The 16624-nt window shown below is 49.8% G+C and carries 16 protein-coding genes and 1 pseudogene; 1 reads left to right on the top strand and 16 read right to left on the bottom strand.

What is annotated here, in order from left to right; translation table 11 throughout:
* Nucleotides 1-10 precede the first annotated feature (10 nt).
* The 6 genes and pseudogenes from NSS79_RS13135 to NSS79_RS13110 form a co-directional block, all read right to left on the bottom strand.
* Entirely contained in the window at nt 11-559 is a 549-nt protein-coding gene (locus tag NSS79_RS13135) for a histidine phosphatase family protein (RefSeq protein WP_342439685.1), read from the bottom strand.
* A 3-nt stretch (nt 560-562) separates the two neighbouring features.
* A complete protein-coding gene (locus NSS79_RS13130) occupies nt 563-1048 on the bottom strand; it encodes a hypothetical protein (RefSeq protein WP_342439684.1) in 486 nt (161 codons plus the stop codon).
* A 124-nt stretch (nt 1049-1172) separates the two neighbouring features.
* Nucleotides 1173-1709, bottom strand: coding sequence for an AAA family ATPase (locus NSS79_RS13125; RefSeq protein WP_342439683.1), 537 nt, complete (start codon nt 1707-1709; stop codon nt 1173-1175).
* A 170-nt stretch (nt 1710-1879) separates the two neighbouring features.
* Nucleotides 1880-3289: an NAD-dependent malic enzyme gene (locus NSS79_RS13120; protein WP_342439682.1), complete on the bottom strand. Its 1410-nt coding sequence runs from the start codon at nt 3287-3289 to the stop codon at nt 1880-1882.
* A gap of 47 nt (nt 3290-3336) precedes the next feature.
* A complete protein-coding gene (locus tag NSS79_RS13115) occupies nt 3337-3792 on the bottom strand; it encodes a TetR family transcriptional regulator C-terminal domain-containing protein (RefSeq protein WP_342440362.1) in 456 nt (151 codons plus the stop codon).
* Nucleotides 3790-3873 (bottom strand): annotated as a pseudogene (locus tag NSS79_RS13110) (TetR/AcrR family transcriptional regulator); the annotation flags it as partial. The gene NSS79_RS13115 and the pseudogene NSS79_RS13110, both read right to left, overlap by 3 nt.
* An 83-nt stretch (nt 3874-3956) precedes the next feature.
* Between NSS79_RS13110 and NSS79_RS13105 the strand changes: the two are divergent.
* Nucleotides 3957-4949, top strand: a complete 993-nt coding sequence (locus NSS79_RS13105) for an acryloyl-CoA reductase (protein ID WP_342439681.1) — start codon at nt 3957-3959, stop codon at nt 4947-4949.
* A 72-nt stretch (nt 4950-5021) separates the two neighbouring features.
* On the opposite strand, the gene NSS79_RS13100 is transcribed toward NSS79_RS13105, so the two are convergent.
* From NSS79_RS13100 to NSS79_RS13055, 10 genes are all read right to left on the bottom strand, one after another.
* Complete coding sequence (locus NSS79_RS13100; RefSeq protein ID WP_342439680.1) at nt 5022-7361, bottom strand: FtsX-like permease family protein; 2340 nt, start codon at nt 7359-7361, stop codon at nt 5022-5024.
* A gap of 1 nt (nt 7362) precedes the next feature.
* Nucleotides 7363-8124 carry an ABC transporter ATP-binding protein gene (locus NSS79_RS13095; protein WP_342439679.1) on the bottom strand — a complete coding sequence of 254 codons (762 nt, stop codon included), beginning with the start codon at nt 8122-8124 and terminating at the stop codon, nt 7363-7365.
* Nucleotides 8125-8223: 99 nt separating this feature from the next.
* Nucleotides 8224-9483, bottom strand: a complete 1260-nt coding sequence (locus NSS79_RS13090; protein ID WP_342439678.1) for a HAMP domain-containing sensor histidine kinase — start codon at nt 9481-9483, stop codon at nt 8224-8226.
* Complete coding sequence (locus tag NSS79_RS13085) at nt 9480-10163, bottom strand: response regulator transcription factor (protein WP_342439677.1); 684 nt, start codon at nt 10161-10163, stop codon at nt 9480-9482. Before NSS79_RS13085 ends, NSS79_RS13090 begins: the two co-directional genes overlap by 4 nt.
* 151 nt (nt 10164-10314) lie before the next feature.
* A complete protein-coding gene (locus tag NSS79_RS13080; RefSeq protein ID WP_342439676.1) occupies nt 10315-11067 on the bottom strand; it encodes a cupin domain-containing protein in 753 nt (250 codons plus the stop codon).
* A gap of 155 nt (nt 11068-11222) precedes the next feature.
* Nucleotides 11223-12815 carry a sensor domain-containing diguanylate cyclase gene (locus tag NSS79_RS13075; protein WP_342439675.1) on the bottom strand — a complete coding sequence of 531 codons (1593 nt, stop codon included), beginning with the start codon at nt 12813-12815 and terminating at the stop codon, nt 11223-11225.
* A 418-nt stretch (nt 12816-13233) separates the two neighbouring features.
* Nucleotides 13234-13788: a YfiT family bacillithiol transferase gene (locus NSS79_RS13070; RefSeq protein WP_342439674.1), complete on the bottom strand. Its 555-nt coding sequence runs from the start codon at nt 13786-13788 to the stop codon at nt 13234-13236.
* A 58-nt stretch (nt 13789-13846) separates the two neighbouring features.
* Nucleotides 13847-14521 carry an HAD family hydrolase gene (locus NSS79_RS13065; protein ID WP_342439673.1) on the bottom strand — a complete coding sequence of 225 codons (675 nt, stop codon included), beginning with the start codon at nt 14519-14521 and terminating at the stop codon, nt 13847-13849.
* A gap of 102 nt (nt 14522-14623) precedes the next feature.
* Nucleotides 14624-15364, bottom strand: coding sequence for a GTP pyrophosphokinase family protein (locus tag NSS79_RS13060; RefSeq protein WP_038590140.1), 741 nt, complete (start codon nt 15362-15364; stop codon nt 14624-14626).
* Nucleotides 15365-15566: 202 nt separating this feature from the next.
* Nucleotides 15567-16601: an HD domain-containing phosphohydrolase gene (locus NSS79_RS13055; protein WP_342439672.1), complete on the bottom strand. Its 1035-nt coding sequence runs from the start codon at nt 16599-16601 to the stop codon at nt 15567-15569.
* Nucleotides 16602-16624 lie beyond the last annotated feature (23 nt).

The raw sequence follows: 16624 nt of genomic DNA, 5'->3' as shown, positions 1-16624 counted from the left end.
CCGCTTTCATTTAGTTTTCTACCTTCTCATATGTATAAAGCTGCCCATTTCGCGGATGTCCCATCCGCTTCCCTTGATAGGATCTGCGCCGCAGTTCCCGCTCCAGCTGCTTCATAAAAGCGCCGTGTGTGACGATCAGCACACCAGAGCGCTGCGGTACTGACTCCAGAAGATCGACAGCCGCTTTCACGCGCTGACTGGTTGTCCGCCTGCTCTCTGGCTGGGAGCGGTGACCGAATATCCAGGACAGACGTCCGAGAGCCAGCCACCAGGGTACCGGCAGCCTGGGACCCGATACGCTAACCGCAGCCACTTCAATTTCTCTCAGCTGCTCCGTGAATGTAATGCTACCTGAGTAGATGCTGCGGGCAGTATCCACCGCTCTGGGCAGATCGCTGCACAGGCAATGATCCCACAGTTCTGCAGGCTGCTTCCACTCTTCGGTCCGGATATCCGCTTCATCATACAATCTCACCCATTCATTGAACTGACGGCCGTTTACCCAGCCCTGCAGCGGCGGAGCATCTACTTTGAAATGTCTGACCAATCCGAATTTCACCGTCTACCACCCGCCTGAATCGACGGTATCGACTTCAATTCCTTTTCCAGCTGTCAGATGAAGGTTCGCATTGCCCTTGCCTTTGTTTCCGACAATTTTAATCCGGCTGTTTCCTTTGATAAGCGGCAGTTCCACCGAACCTTCAGCGCTGCCTTCGGCAATGACTACCGTTTCCTCTTCAGGAGTTATGAATACGACTTTAAACTTTCCTTTGGTGATATCCTGCTCAAACTCAATGCCAAGCTTACCTTCCTCCGCTGCCTCAATGCTCCACAAAGTATCCGATCCATAGAAGCCGGTAAACGTAAGCTCGGCATCCTGTGCAGTTACTTCACCTACACGATCCTTGTAAGTAAGGCTGTCTCCGCTCTGCACGATCACCTTGTTGTTGCCATACACATCCTTCTGTTTCTGGTCGACACCGCAGCCGGCAAACACCACAGCAGCCAGAACTACACTAAGACAACAAGCAATCCCCCGGTTGTACATCTTATACACTCCCTATGATTATATTCAACTTTTGACTTTCACATCACACCTTGATCCTACAAACCGTCATCCCTTAACCCGCAGTTCAAACCGCTCCTTCTTACCACGCTCTTTCTCTCCTTTATCATTGACTGGACAGATAGCTCAGCACAGCCTCCACACGTTCATCTACCGACATTTCCCCTGTTAACCGCAGTACCGGACAGCCCAGCTCAGACATCCATTCCTCATGCAGTGTTCTGCTTCTGACCTCCACACCTGCCGTATCATATAAAGCGGCCCATTCCAAAAAAACCTGCACATCTGTAAATTTGCTCCCGCCCGGCAGACTTTCCTTCCCATAACGCTCATATTCTCTTGCCTTTAAGCGCTCCAGCCGGAGCTCCGGTGGAATCCACAGAAAGATTACCAGGTCAAAATAAGCGCGAAGTTCATCTCCCCAGCCACAGACAGCTCCGGAAAGTATCCATGGTCCGGCATAATCCAAGTCCCGCTTGATTGCAGCCAGCCTCTGCGTCTTGTCACTCTGCTTCGTGAATTTGTGCTCCCAGAAATAGTCGTCGCTATCCAGATGCACATGCGGCAGCTTCTCTGCCAGCGCCTGACCGAGCGTGGTTGTGCCGGATCCGGAAGCCCCCATAATATGTATCCTGCTGAACATGGCTCCTCCTGAACATGTAATGATTATTTATAATTGTATAATTTTTCACTTGAAGATAAAAGATACAGCGGCACATTTCACTCCCCGGCGGCAAATATTGAAGCGGACGCAAAGCAAATAACCCGCGAGACCGTTGTGGCCGCAGGTTTTTCGCTTGCTCTTTGGTGACCTCAGTCCGAAATATCCGGAGGAATACGGCGCGCCGTACGGGTGGTGATAGCTGCCTTGATTACTGCCAGCCGTACCTGCTCCACCACTTTCTCATTAAAAATACTCGGAATGATATATTGCTCATTCCGCTCATCCTCCTGTACAACCGAAGCAATGGCCTGTGCTGCAGCCAGCTTCATCTCCAGATTCACCTCTCTTGCCCTGCAATCCAGCGCTCCGCGGAAAATTCCCGGAAAACAGAGCACATTGTTGATCTGGTTCGGATAATCGCTTCTTCCGGTCGCCAGTACACGGGCATACGGTTCTGCCAGTTCAGGCTCGATCTCCGGATTGGGATTGGCCATGGCAAAGACGATGTTGTCCTTGGCCATGCTCTGCAGGTGGCTGACGTTCAGAATGCCACCGCTGGATACACCGATAAACACATCCGCCCCCTGGAGCGCCTCCGTCAATCCGCCGGTTAAACCCTCAGGATTGGTATTATCCGCCAGCCAGCGCCATTCGGCATTCCCGTAAGCTTGCTCTCTGCTGAGAATCCCCTCCCGGTCAACGGCATATATGCTGCGGGCTCCCGCTGCCAGCAACAGGCGGCAGATGGAGACGCCGGCTGCTCCGATGCCGACCACGACAATTCTGCAGGAAGCGATTTGCTTGTCCACCACTTTCAAGGCATTTAACAGTCCTGCCAAAGCAACAACTGCCGTGCCATGCTGATCGTCATGAAACACGGGGATATCCAGCTCGGCGGAGAGGCGCCGTTCAATTTCGAAGCAGCGGGGTGAGCTGATGTCCTCCAAATTGATGCCGCCGAAACCAGCGGAAACCGCTTTCACAATCGCGATGATTTCCTCCGGATCCTTGGTGTCCAGGCATAAGGGAAACGCATCGATATCTGCCAGTTGTTTAAAGAGCATCGCCTTGCCCTCCATGACCGGCATCGCCGCCTGCGGTCCGATATCACCGAGGCCGAGTACCGCAGTTCCGTCGGTAACGACGGCAACCGTATTTCTTTTCATCGTCAGTGAATAGGCTTTACCTGGATCCTCGGCAATCGCCATGCAGACGCGGGCAACACCAGGTGTATACACCAGTGACAGATCCTCCCGGTTTTTGATCGGCATTTTGGGCGTGATCTCAATCTTCCCGCCAAGGTGGGCCAGAAACGTCCGGTCAGATACATTGATAACCTTAATCCCCGGCATGTTCGACAGTATCGTAATAATCTCCTTATTGCCCGCATCCTGGACGTTTACGGTAATATCTCTTGTCGTCACATCCTTGCCTGCACGGATGACATCAATGGCCACAATATCCCCGCCTGCTGAAGCAAGCGCTGAAGCAACATCACCAAAAGATGCAACCGATTTACGGATTTCCAGACGGATAATCATCGTTGTCGCAATGGACATAGAGTAAGCCTCCTTCTCAAAGCGTTCTATGACCAATATACTACAGTTCACAGAATGTACAAAAGAAAACTTTCCCGTGAAACTGTTGGTCCCACGTTCACAATGTAGGATTCTTTGAAAGTGGCATGAAGGTGATCGTCATCGTTCATCAGCCACTGGATCAGACAACCATCGATTATTGCACGGATCACCGGCGAGGTCTTGTCCGGGGTCAGCTCCCTGGAGAATATCCCTTCCTGCTGGCCCAGGTTCAGCACTTCGGTGCTGATGGCTGCACAGCTGTCATAGAAGCGCTGGTTGATTTCCCGGTACACGGGAATCCGGCTCGCCCGGGCCAGGAAATCGAGGTACACCCGGTAAAATGAACGGTTTTGGGCGGGACCGGCAAACGCCGAATCAATATAGGCGGCAAGCTTGCCCGTTGCCGTATGCTGCTCCTGCACCGCCGTCTGTTCTTTCGCCGATATTTTACCTGTCAGCCATGCCAGCAGTTCAACCAGCACAGCCTCCTTATTCTCGAAATAGTAATGCACAACCCCTTTACTGACTTCGGCATGTTCTGCGATGGTCTGCAAGGTCACGGAATCATAGCCGTTGACCGGTCAGAATAAATATTATATAACTGACTTACCTATAACAGAACGTAGAAGAACAGGAGCGAAAACTCATGCCTGAAACATTTCAAGCTTTGGTTGTGGACAAAACAGACACGTTTAAGGTAGCTGTACAACCGGTGACACTTGGGGAATTGCCTGCCGGTGAGGTGCTGATCAAGGTATCCTACTCCAGCGTGAACTATAAGGACGGCTTAGCCAGCATTCCGAATGGAAACATTCTCCGCAATTATCCCTTCATCCCGGGCATTGATCTGTCCGGAATCGTTGTATCTTCAGCAGACAGCCGGTTCCAGGAAGGACAATCCGTCATTGCCACCAGCTATGGCATCGGCGTATCCCATTTCGGCGGCTTCAGTGAGTATGCCCGGATTCCTGCCGAATGGGTCCTTCCGCTGCCGGAAGGTCTTTCCCTGCGCGAAGCGATGATCTACGGCACTGCCGGTTTAACGGCTGCCTTGTCGATTCAAGCGCTGGAGGATAACGGAGCAGCGCCTGACAAAGGCAAGCTGCTGGTAACCGGCGCAACTGGCGGTGTCGGCGGAACAGCCGTAGCGATGCTGGCCCACAAAGGCTACGCGGTCACAGCCAGCACCGGCAGAACGGAAGAAGCCGGTTATCTGCAGACCCTGGGTGCAGCCGAGGTCATCTCCCGCGGAGACGTCGGCGATGGTACAGGCAAGCCGCTTGACAAGCAGCTGTGGCAGGCTGCCGTTGATTCCGTAGGCGGCGGCCCGCTAGCGGCGGTACTCAGCAAGATCGCCTACGGCGGCGCCGTTGCCGCAAGCGGCTTAACTGCAGGAACGGCAGTCCCGACGACCGTGATGCCTTTTATCCTGCGCGGCGTAAGCCTGCTTGGTATTGATTCCGTCTCTTGCCCTATGGAGAAGCGGCTGAAGATTTGGCAGCGTATGGCAAGTGATTTGAAGCCTGCGGTGCTGGAGGAGCTGGTGGACCGGGAGATCGCCTTGAGTGAGCTGCCCGCCGCATTGGAAGACATCCTTAAATCGAATACCAGAGGCCGGGTACTTGTCCGCCTCTCTTAGTCCTAATACAACAACAGCCACCCGGGAAATCATACCCGGGTGGCTGTTGTTGTTTAAGCATAAAGAAACTGTCTACTCTGTGATCAATTCATAAGCCGTAATCCGTTTGATCCGGCGGGAGACCAGCATGGATATGAGGTAAGAGAACAAGACAAGGCCTATGCCCAGTCCTATGATCATCGGGGCCTGTATCTTAAAGTTCACCTGTGCGATTCCTGCACTGGACAGCAGCATTTCGAGCAAGGAATTGGTATAAAGACCGCCAAGGCAGGTACCGACGAGTACGCCCACCGTTACTACAGGGAGAAAGCTCATAGCTATCTGCGATCTCAATTGGAATGTCGTATAACCTAAGGCACGCATTATGCCCAGTTCCCGCTTCCGTTTCAGGATGCCTGTCTGAATTACCAGGTAGAGAATTAAGCTAACAGTAAGTACAGTAATTGCCAAAATCACAACCATAAGGGTGAAAATGGCTGATATATATACTTTCATCGAATCTTCAATGGATTTTTCGGCATTGGTTACAGACTGAAGCCTATCCGGATATTGTGATTTCACAGCTTCAATAAACTCCGGAGAGGTAGTGCCATCCAGATAGACGTTAATAGACATTGCCTGTTGGCCCGGCATCAGCCGCTGCACACCTTCAAGCGCCAGAGATGCATCTGTGCTTAAGGATTGGCTCAGGCCGGTGATCAGAAACGGTTCGGACACTTTGCCCAAATCAACATTTATCGTATCACCGATACTTTTCCCCAGCAGCCTGGACAAAGTACTGGTAATCACAATTTCGTTATCATATTTCGGATGGCGGCCTTTCACCACTGTGTTATTGTCCATCTGCTCATAATCATCGGAGAAATCAGACGACACCTGACGACCGTTGATCGTTACCGTGAGGTAATCCTGAAAGACCGCTTTTTCGACGCCGTTCATCGCTTTAATCTCCTTCAGCAGCCGTTCACTGTCCTGCCCCTGCTGAACTTGAATGCCCACATTGGGTGTTTCGGCACCGGTCATTTGAAAGAAGGCCGTTTTATCCTCAGCAATATTATAGTAGAACACAGCCGAAAAGACAGAAGCAAACGTAATCGCCGTTATAATACAGCCAATTAACAGGTTCTGCCGGCTATTGGCAAGCATTGTTTTGCAGGCCAGCAGAAATTGCAGGCCTCCCTTGGCCTTATGCAGTGGAAGGTGATTGCGCTTGAAATTATGCGTCAGAATCCCGCCCCGCAGCGCCGCGACCGGCTGCAGTCTGCGTATACGCCAGGCTGAACCCATCGCCACTGCCCACACAAGCACCATAAGGATAGCAATACTGAGCAACGAGTTGCCTAATGGGGTTCCGCCAGGCCAACGCAGACCCGTCAGAGTGGCGATGATGCCTCCGAACGCTTGAACCGCAGCGTAGGAAAGTGCTACACCGGCAAGGCTCCCGGCAAGACCGGTCAGCGTAAATTGCAGAGCAAAAGAGGATGAAATCTGGCGGCTCGTATATCCCAGTGCCTTGAGTACACCGATGTTCACCATTCCTTCTTCGATGCTGTCTGCAATGCGGAACTTGATGACAATCAGCGATACCACCACAATAATGGCTGCAAAAACAATCAGAATCATCGCGACAATATTGATTGTGAGTGTCGAGCTTTCGGCCTGTCCGATATCACCGCTCCAGTAATTGATATCGTTCGAGTCGTTAAGCTGGGGAAACTCGGTGCTGTAATCACTTAAGAATGATGCAGACTGTCTGCTGTCCTTGAACACTGCCGACTGGAGGATCCCCTCTGCCTCAGCTCCCAGCTTGTGTTGAAGCTCACGATAGGTGGTGTCCGGCAAATAAAATTTCATCATGGCCAGATTTGGCTTACCCATCAGGGTAGACTCGAAAAATCCGGTGATCTTGTAGCTGTAAGTCACATTCTGATAGGTAAAACTGAACGAGTCACCCAAATGATAGCCTCCGCTGGATTTCAAAGAATAAGGGGCGTAAATACCAGCTTCATCCTTTGCCGGCAAGGACTCGACCAGCTTAAGCGGTGCGATGTTGCGGTTGTTATCCGCATTCAGAAGTGCGATACGCAGACTGAAATCATTATCGGTGCTTTTGTCATAGCGGAAAGCAGCCTTGGGGATGAGGATAATCCGTTCCGTTTCCTGTTCCTTTACCCCTTCATAGGCTTTAATATAATCCTCAGTGGAGGGCTTAAAATGAGAGGCTGACATCGTAATCACTGCATGCGCATCATGCAGCTCATCGGCCTTCTTCTCATAGAACCTTCCCATTGAGGAGACAATTGTAATGCCGATATTAAGCAGTAATGAAGCCGTCAAGATCAGGATGAACAGGGAAAAGGCTGCTCCTTTTCTTTTTTTGATATTGGCCCAGGAGAGGTTGAGAACGTTCATCTTACCACCCCATTTCAGCAAGAAAGGCATCCAGCTTGTCATGCCTTTCCTGATGCTGCCCTTCGTCATAAGCATCCAGCCGAAGATCACCGCAAATCATCCCGTCGCGCAGGTACAGGATCCGGTTCCCGCGCAAAGCCGTTTTGAAATCATGGGTCACCATGACAATGCTTTGTCCGCGCCGGTTGATCCGGGTCATGATATCGAGCACATTGGTGCTTGATGCGGAATTCAGCGCTCCCGTAGGCTCGTCCGCGAATACGATCTTGGGATCATTGATCAGCGCACGCACAATTCCAGCCCGCTGGGCTTCACCGCCGGAGAGCTGTGAAGGAAACTTGCCCCATGTGGGCTCCTCCAGACCCACCTGGCTAAGCAGCTGCTTCGCTTTAGCGGCCAGCTCCCGCTTATTCCGGCTCACCAGCAGTCCGCTTGCAAGCATATTATCTAGCACACTCATGTTGTCGAGCAGATAGATTTGCTGGAAAACAAATCCGCAATGGTTCCTGCGGAATATGGCAAGCTGGTCATTGCTCAGCTTGGCAATGTTGGCGTTCGCGAAATGAACTTCACCGAGCGACGGTCTGTCCATACCGGACAGGGCATACAGCAGCGTCGATTTGCCCGAACCCGAACTGCCCATGATAATCGTGAAATCCCCTTCCATCAGGCTGATATCCAAATTTTTCAGCACATGCTGCTGTACTCCGCCGGAAGAGAAGCTTTTACATAATTTTTCGGTTCTGAGAATTGTATTCTGCATGAATGGATCATCCTTTGTTCATTAGTAGCTTGCAGATCTATCATACACAATCAATTCTTAATCCTTCTTTGCCGGAACCTTAACCATTCCTTAATTCGTTTACACCAGCTTTAATCGCAGGCTTACCGTAAAGCCGCCTTCACGATTGCTGCATTCAATCTCGCCTTGCATGCCCTGCATCAGGTATTTGGAAATATAAAGCCCGAGTCCCGCTCCGGCCTGACCGGTTATATTTTGTCCCCGGTAGAATTTGTTGAACAACAGCGGCAGCTCATCCGGGTCTACACCTTTGCCGTAATCCATAATATCGATTTGTAAATAACCGGAGGTTAGGTAAGTAACAACGGTTACCGCTGTATTTGCATATTTATAGGAGTTGCTAAGAATGTTGTCAAAAACCTGCTGCAGCCGCAGCGCATCCGCATAAATCATGCACTCCGGGATCGGGTCGTGAAATATCCGGTTATCCAGGTCGGCATTTTGCAGGATATCATCCAGGATACTGCTGTATTCCTCAGTTCCTTTAACCTTTAATTCCTGCAGCTCCTCCAGCGTCGCATGAAACATATCCGTTACCATAAGATCTATCTGCTCGGCTTTGGCATTAATCATGTTCAATTGTCTGATGTCCTTTGCGTCCATTGCGCGAAGCAGCATCAGTTCGCTGACCGCCTTAATCGAAGCAACGGGTGTTTTTATATCATGACTGAGGCTGGCTACCAGCTCCTTTTTGCTGCGGTTGGCTTCATATTCGCTTTTCCTGGCCGCAGCGAGCTGTTCACGCATAATGTCAAAGCTTTCGGTGAAAACGCCGAACGGATTATTTTTGTTCATACTGAGCGGGAGTTCCAGATTCCCCCGGGCCACATTCCGTGCGAAACCCTGCAGCTTCTTGAATGGTGAGATAAAGGCATGCTGCAAATAAAAAACATAAAGCCCGCCCAATACCAGCATCATGCAAAAACTGACTGTGATAACCGTCACCAGCTGCTGCTTATTCTGCTGGAGCCTTGCACTGTAGTCCTCCCGGATAATAAGCTTGCCTGCCGTCACACCCTGCACCGTTACATCAAGGATTGCATCCCTGTTGCGGATAGCATCATTCAGCCCCGTGAACATTCCGTCCGCCGTTTGGTAGCGCAATAGTCCCTCTTGATCCAAAACGGCGAATTGCTGCGTGATACCGCTGTAATCTACTTGCTCAATCCGCTCCCAGTTCTTCTCAACAGTCTTCAGCACATCGTTGGCCATAACCATATCCAGCCTCATGTCAATGCCTTCCGGGATTATGGACAGCGAAAAAACAACTCCTGCAATAAAAACAGCGAGCATTGTCAGGAGTACTCCCCTGGACCTCATCGGGGACTATCCTCCAGCACATAGCCCTTTCCCCACACGGTCTTAATATACTGCGGACTGTTGGGATCGTATTCGATCTTTTCACGCAGGTGGCGGATATGCACATTCAGCGTTCCATCACCGGTGAACGAATCCTCCCATACTTTGGCGAATAGTTCTTCCTTCGGCACCACCCGGTTCTTATGCTGTGCCAAATAACAGAGCAGCTTGTACTCCATGGTTTTGAAGCGGATCTCCTCTCCGTTTACGAGAACACGGGAGAGCTGGGTATCAATCCGCACCTGGCCAAACACCAGCTGTTCCGCTTGATCCTTGTTACCGTACCGCTTCAGCACAGCCTTTACTTTTGCCAGCAGCACACTGAGTGTATAGGGCTTATGGATGTAATCGTCTCCGCCAATATTAAGCGCAATCAGAATATCATCGTCGCTGGAACGGGCACTTATAAATAGAATCGGGATCTGCAGTGTCCCTCTTAGTTTTTTGCACAGATCAAAACCCGAGCTTTCACCCAGGTTAATATCCAGGAGAATAAGTGACGGTTCATGCTCCTGCACAAACCGCTCACATTCTGCCGCACTGGTTACATAAGCGGTCCGAACCTCAAACATATTTAGATACTCACAGGTAGTTTCCGCCAGCACGGCCTCGTCGTCGACAATTAAGACATCATATCTCATTTTGCATAATCTCCATTTATCGTTAAAATTTACAAGCCTATAATTCCCTCTCTACGATACCATGAATATAGAGTCAAAATAAATAAACCCGTCAATTCGACGGGTTCAGGATAGCGCTGAGGCTGTAGTTGGTGATGGACGTGAGATAAGTTTACAGATTCTCCGGAGGGTTCACCACATTCTGATAAACCGGATAGGCCTGGGCATAAGGCTGCTGGTGATACTGCTGAACATAAGGCTGGCCATAATAGCCGGGATTGACGTATGGCTGGTACCCGAAGGAGTGCACTTGCGGGGCATGCGGAACATGCATAGGCATGTGAGGAGCCATATTGGGGGCTGCGATATTTTCACCAGCCATCTTTGATGGTTCACAGCAGTCCGCGGGCGGTCCGATAAAGGTACCCGGTTGAAGCGGAGCCAGTGCATCCTTCACTTTAGCTTCGTTAAGACAGTAAGTATGGGCAAGTACATTCGCCGGTGTGAGACTCAGAATGTCCGAACCCAGAATCACTTCCGGGACAGGTGCATTAAAGATAGCCAGCAGATGGGTGCAATCTATCGTTGCGACCTCATAATGCCACCACCCCTGCGGCACATTCGCTACTTGACCGGGGCAGATCGGAAAATGCAGCAGCTCATTCGTAAAGGGATTGATTATGGAAACCACTGCCGCACCGGAGATGCAATAGATCAGCTCAGCAGCATTTTGATGATAATGCGGTTCGACGACATTGGATTTGCTGAGGAAAATATCGAGCAGAGACGTGTTATCCAGGGTGTTCAATTCCTTTATCGACAAGGTATTGATATAGTTGTTGGCATCCTTCTTAAACGTTGTATTGCTGTTTACATCAAAAGTAAACTGTGTATTGGGAGACTTGTAATCCATGTATGACGTCACTTTGCAATCCTTCCCTTCTGCTGACCGTTTTTTATTCGTTCTGCAGTAGGATATGTATCCGCCCAGGCCCAGGTGACGAATTTCTCACTCCAAGTCCAGGAATAAAATTACCCCATGGATACAGCTTATTAAATTTCCGCAAAGATGCTGCGACCTTATTCACCGGCGATAATAGTCCGGTTTCTGCCTCTATTCTTGGCTGCATATAACGCCCGGTCCGCCTGTCCAAGCAGCTCTTCCAGCGAGACGCCGTGTGTGGGATAATGGGCAATGCCCTGTGAGGAAGTTACCCGCATAGCCAGAGGAACGTCGCTTTTCTCTAATGTCTTGCGGATTCTTTCGGCGACGATATAAGCATCTTCAGCCTTTGTCCTTGGAAGCAGCACTACAAACTCTTCTCCGCCGAAACGGCAGCATACCTCTCCTGGACGGACATTGGCGCTGATAATTCCGGCTACCTGGCGAAGCACCTCATCTCCAGTCAAATGGCCATACGTATCATTCACAAATTTGAACTTGTCCACATCCAGGACGATCAGGGAAAAAGGCATTCGCGCGGCGATCCACTGATTCATACTGATTTCCAGTGATCTGCGGTTCACAAGCCCTGTCAGCAGATCGGTCATCGCCTCCTGGGCCAGTTGATCATTCTGCTTCTGGATATCTTTCCAGGCTATAACAACTGCTTGGGTCAGCAGATCCGCTTCCCGGTTCCAATGAGGTTTCAGTTCAGGCACCTTCATATTGTCTTTGCCGATCCTGTTCACCAGGTCAGCTAGAAACACGAATGGCTTGGCCAACTGGTGGGCCAGCAGAAAAACAAAAATCAGCAATATTACAAAAGGAATAATCGTATAAGTAAGAATCTTGCGCATATAGGCCATTAATTGTTCCTGAATGAAATCTACAGGTGATACGACGACAATTCCCCAGCCATTCGCCGGAACGGCGGAAAAGCCGGCTAGCATGGACTGCCCTTTTACGTTTAGCGCCTCCATTTGCCCGCTTTCACCTTTCATCAGCTCCTGTACCACCTTATTAGCGCTAACATCTTCATTCATCCGCTCTTTATCGGGATGGAACAGCACATGCCCTTCAGAGCTGACGATGTAGTAATAAGAGCCGGTATCATCTATGTTATTATTTCCGAAAATCATATTGAGGATATTGAAGTCCTGCAGATAGACGGTGCCTCCGAGCACTCCAAGATATCCCTTGTCTTCGCTGTACAGCGGCTCGCTCATAAAGAAAAGCATTCTTCCCGTTGAGGTGGTGGTGTACGGTGCGGATAAATATGAGTTTTTTAACCGCAGCGCTTCCTTGACTGGAGGAGATACTATGGGTTGCCCGACGATCCCCAGCGATGCAGGTGAATTGTTAAGAACCACGCCGTCAGCGTTTATCAGAATTATCGAATTAAAATAGTTGCTGCTGTTGCGCATTAGCTCTAAATAGCGGTCAATAGCTCCCGGCTCTGCTGTCTCATGCTTGGAAATCTGATCTGCGCTATACAGCAGACTGCTGCGCATGGAACGAAAAAGTGAATCTACGGTCTTGCTCATTCTCTCGGCATTGGACAGATTCAGATTAAGTGTTGTTTCCATCAGTGATTTTTTCTTAGATTCATATGAACCGATGAGTACAATCGTTGTTGTGAGCAGAAACACGAGTGTTACCAGGGCAATAAGCAGCCAAGTCAGACTAAGCTTCTTTTTGGACCGGGCATCTGCTCCCCGTGGTAAAGGCATTCCTAAACCTCCTTGTATTCGCTAGCCTATTTGTACTAATTATAAACGAATGCGAAACAGAATCTACCTGCATATTTTTCCCCATTTTCTGCACCTGCCGGCACATCTTTTGCCCGCCTTCAGGTATCCTTCTCATTGTCGGTTTGTTCCGCGACGTCTTCGTCAATACAGCCACATCTGAGCAGGCACAATCCCTATACCGGAAGGTTATTCCTGAGCCGGCAGGTCCGGCATTTCAGAAGCTTGAACTTAAGAAGTTTACCGGTGATCATATGACAACCGTTCACACGAATCCTCGGCAAATTGCCGATAAAATCGTTCAAGCCAGCCGGGACTAAGACATCCGCGGCCGGACAAAATTAAAGAGCAGGCGGCGGGAAGTTTTCCCTGACCACTTGCTCTTTTTTATTAGGGGCGATTACCAGCCACTTCGAAGTACCAATGAGCTGATTTGAGCGGTATGATGACGGTTATGCCATACATATCTTTGGACTGCCGTATCCAGCGTCATTGTCCCGAGTCCCAGGCTTACAAAGGTTCGATTATAGTCCGCTTCGTTCATCGCATCCAGCAAAAGCGCAAATCTCCCGTTGAGGTGCTTCAGCAGCTGAAGAGAAGATTCAATGGGCTCCTCCAGGTAATCGCTTTGTTCCGCCCATAAGTCCTGCCGGTACGAAGGTATCTCGGGGGCATCCTCAGTCAATCCCCGCTTAAAACGCAGATAGGCATACATATTCGTATCTGCCAGATGATGCACCACTTGCCGTACGCTCCAGCCGCCTGGCCGGTAGGGTGTGTTCAACTGCTCCAGTGTCAGCGGCTCTACCGCTTTGCTTAAGATATCCGCCAGCTGGCGGATATCTTGAACCGACTGATTCCGTGCTTCGCCTGTCCGGCATTCTGCCGCTTCGAACCTTCCTATAGGGTAACGCAAACGGTCCAGTTCCTGATCTGCTGATCTATAGCTCTCCATAATAAAGTCCATCTCCTTCCGGAACGGCCCCTCCTTGACGTGCATCAATCGCGCAGCCTTATAGCAACTCGTAAAACTCATCCAAATTCTTCACCACATAATCCGGCTGCACCTCATGGTTCCAGACCTCTTGATTCCGGTTAAGCCAGCAGGCCTTAATGCCTGCTCTTGCCGCTCCCAGCACATCCGAAACAGAATCACCAATATGGATAATCTGTCCGGGTTCTACACCATAATGCGCAATAACTTCGCCAAACATCCGGTTATGGCTGTCATTCTTATACGACAGGTGCTCTTCTGAAGTAAACAGCCTGATAGGGTAACTCTTGTAGAAATCGGGAAGCATCTCCACATCTGTATCGCTGACAATACACACTTGATATTCTCCAGTAATCCGCTGCAAAAAACGCTCCGTCTCCTCATACAACTCTGACAAACGGTGTTCGGCAAATAAAACATCTACTGCCTGCAGGTAATCATACTCCATTGCCTCCTGCTGAAACACTTTCTGGAAGCTGTCGCTGTATATCTCTCTGCTGGTCCAGTAGACCCCGGAATCGCGGATTGCTGTCGCGGCCTTGTAATAGTGGCTTAACAGCAGCCCGCCAAGCTCTGCCGCCCGTTCCTCGCTATAGCGCTCCTGCAGGATCGGCCTCCACACATTTCCCGTCCTGCCCTGGATATTTACCAGTGTCTGAAACATATCCAGGCTAATCACTTTGTATGGTTTCATGAACTTCCTCCTAGAGATTAAAGCGTGCCGCTACGAACACTGCCGGTGGATTCCAGTAAATATATGTACATGCTATACGCATCAGCACTGCTTAGACTATGACTAATTCCCTAACAGCTTGATGAAATCGGCGGGCAGATGTAATTGCTGGTTGTTGAGGATGATCCGGCGCAATTCTTCAAAGGAATCGTCCTCCTGGGCATCTTTAATTTCCTGAATCTCGCGGTGCAGGCGTTCCATTTGCAGATCGAGATCAGCTGCTTTATCAGCGGCTTGTTTAAGTTCGCGGGTCAGATGTTCAGGTACCGACTGGCTGTATTTATAGAAAATTTTGTGCTCAAGGCTAGCCCAGAAGTCCATCGCAATCGTACGGATCTGCACTTCAACACATACCAGCTCCGTGCAGTCCGACAGAAATACCGGAACCTCCACAAGCAGATGCAGACTCTGGTACCCATTCGGTTTCGGATTCTTAATATAGTCCTTAACCTCAAGCACCTTCAGATCATCCTGCTTCTGCAGCATTTCACTGACACTGTATATATCCGAGATAAAAGAGCAGGTGATTCGCAGACCGGCGATATCCTTGATGCTGGATTTCACGGCAGCCAGCGAAAGCTCGCTATTCTTGCGCAGCATTTTACTCATAATGCTCTCCGGGGATTTGATCCGTGATTTGGTATGCTCTATCGGGCTGTAGTCATGAAGGATCTGAAACTCCTGTTTCAAAATTTCAATCTTGGTCTCCATTTCCTCCAGAGCGAATCTATAAATCATCATAAAGCGGGTCAATTCGTGTTTGATCTGTTTTAAATTCTCCATCTGGTTGTTGTCGACATTCATAATTAGTTCTCCTCTTCTAACTTCTACAAGTCCCGCATGTCCATTCGGCTGCAATTCCTATAGTAATCTTTCATTCATCATAGCCAATCTAGCGGCTGAATTCAAATCCGGTGGTACACAAAAAGGCTATCCGATGGGTCTGCTACAGACCGCTATCAGATAGCCTTTGCTATGAGCTGGCTTGGTGATACACCTATACCGTTTAGATAAATACCTCTTCAACCGACAGGCTGCGCTCCCGTGACAAATCTCTGAACGTTTCGTTCACTTTTACCAGCGGCTTGAACAGATCCAGCGGATTATTCATCACGATGGTGCCTATTTCCCCGTTGCTGAGCCGGACATTCTTGCCTACGAAGCCTGGCAGCATATGACCTGTAAGCGCCTGTACTACATTACCATTCAGCTTGCCGAAGCCCATCTCATGCACTTGGCGCAGCACGGTAACCAATCCCTGTTTGGGCTGGTTCAGTCGCGAGGTTGTAAGTCCCATGTAAATGTTTGCTACAGTGACGATTTCGGTATACGGGTGAATTTCACCTTTACGGATCATGTTCGGATAACCTGAACCATCTTCAAACTCATGATGCTGCAGCGCTACGAGCGCCGTACCTTCATCCTTCATAGAGCTGCGGATAATATCGTAGCCGTGGGAAGTATGGCGTCTCAGCTCGTCCTCCTCGATAGCGTTCAACAGTCCAACTTTATTCAGAATGGACAATGGCACCTGGCTCTTGCCGATATCATGCAGATAGCCGGCACGGCTGATCATGTACCGTTCCTCTTTGGAATAGCCAAGCCAGGAAGCAATATAATAAGACAGCATCCCTACCAGCAAAGAGTGTTGATAGGTGTCAATATCGTCCCGGTCAAGCAGGAGCAGCAGAGAAACTACATCTTTTTGCGCATCCAGTGTTTCCAGCAGCGGCCGCAGTGTGTCGTCCACCATGGACGGGCTAAAGCTTCCCTGAGCCAGCGCCTCCATAAAAATAGATTCGTAATTTTGTATCGCGAGATCAAAATCCTCATTCAAACCGTGGTTTAAATCCGCATCTTCCCCATCACGGGACAGCAAGCGCGCCTCAATATCCACATAATCTATTTTGTGCCGCATCAGGATGGTAATTTCCTCCCGTTCTACGACAGTTCCCTTAGGGAGAACATGCAGGCCCAGACTATTGAAAGTGTCCGTGATAAGGCAATCGCCATTTTTGAGATCTGTGACATGTACTTTCAAGTATCAGCACCCCTTCTTATGTA

It is taken from the genome of Paenibacillus sp. FSL L8-0436 (assembly GCF_038593025.1).
In the GTDB taxonomy this organism is placed as follows: Bacteria; Bacillota; Bacilli; order Paenibacillales; family Paenibacillaceae; genus Paenibacillus_AQ.
The sequence above is the reverse complement of the archived record's forward strand: the minus strand, read 5'-3'. Positions and strand labels throughout refer to the sequence as shown.

What these genes read in the sequence shown, in the direction of transcription:
- NSS79_RS13070 (WP_342439674.1), bottom strand. Translation starts at nt 13,788, where the DNA reads ATGGAGAGCTATAGATCAGCAGATCAGGAACTGGACCGTTTGCGTTAC.
- NSS79_RS13085 (WP_342439677.1), bottom strand. Translation starts at nt 10,163, where the DNA reads ATGAGATATGATGTCTTAATTGTCGACGACGAGGCCGTGCTGGCGGAA.
- NSS79_RS13105 (WP_342439681.1), top strand. Translation starts at nt 3,957, where the DNA reads ATGCCTGAAACATTTCAAGCTTTGGTTGTGGACAAAACAGACACGTTT.
- NSS79_RS13090 (WP_342439678.1), bottom strand. Translation starts at nt 9,483, where the DNA reads ATGAGGTCCAGGGGAGTACTCCTGACAATGCTCGCTGTTTTTATTGCA.
- NSS79_RS13060 (WP_038590140.1), bottom strand. Translation starts at nt 15,364, where the DNA reads ATGAATGTCGACAACAACCAGATGGAGAATTTAAAACAGATCAAACAC.
- NSS79_RS13075 (WP_342439675.1), bottom strand. Translation starts at nt 12,815, where the DNA reads ATGCCTTTACCACGGGGAGCAGATGCCCGGTCCAAAAAGAAGCTTAGT.
- NSS79_RS13100 (WP_342439680.1), bottom strand. Translation starts at nt 7,361, where the DNA reads ATGAACGTTCTCAACCTCTCCTGGGCCAATATCAAAAAAAGAAAAGGA.
- NSS79_RS13125 (WP_342439683.1), bottom strand. Translation starts at nt 1,709, where the DNA reads ATGTTCAGCAGGATACATATTATGGGGGCTTCCGGATCCGGCACAACC.
- NSS79_RS13095 (WP_342439679.1), bottom strand. Translation starts at nt 8,124, where the DNA reads ATGCAGAATACAATTCTCAGAACCGAAAAATTATGTAAAAGCTTCTCT.
- NSS79_RS13065 (WP_342439673.1), bottom strand. Translation starts at nt 14,521, where the DNA reads ATGAAACCATACAAAGTGATTAGCCTGGATATGTTTCAGACACTGGTA.
- NSS79_RS13120 (WP_342439682.1), bottom strand. Translation starts at nt 3,289, where the DNA reads ATGTCCATTGCGACAACGATGATTATCCGTCTGGAAATCCGTAAATCG.
- NSS79_RS13130 (WP_342439684.1), bottom strand. Translation starts at nt 1,048, where the DNA reads ATGTACAACCGGGGGATTGCTTGTTGTCTTAGTGTAGTTCTGGCTGCT.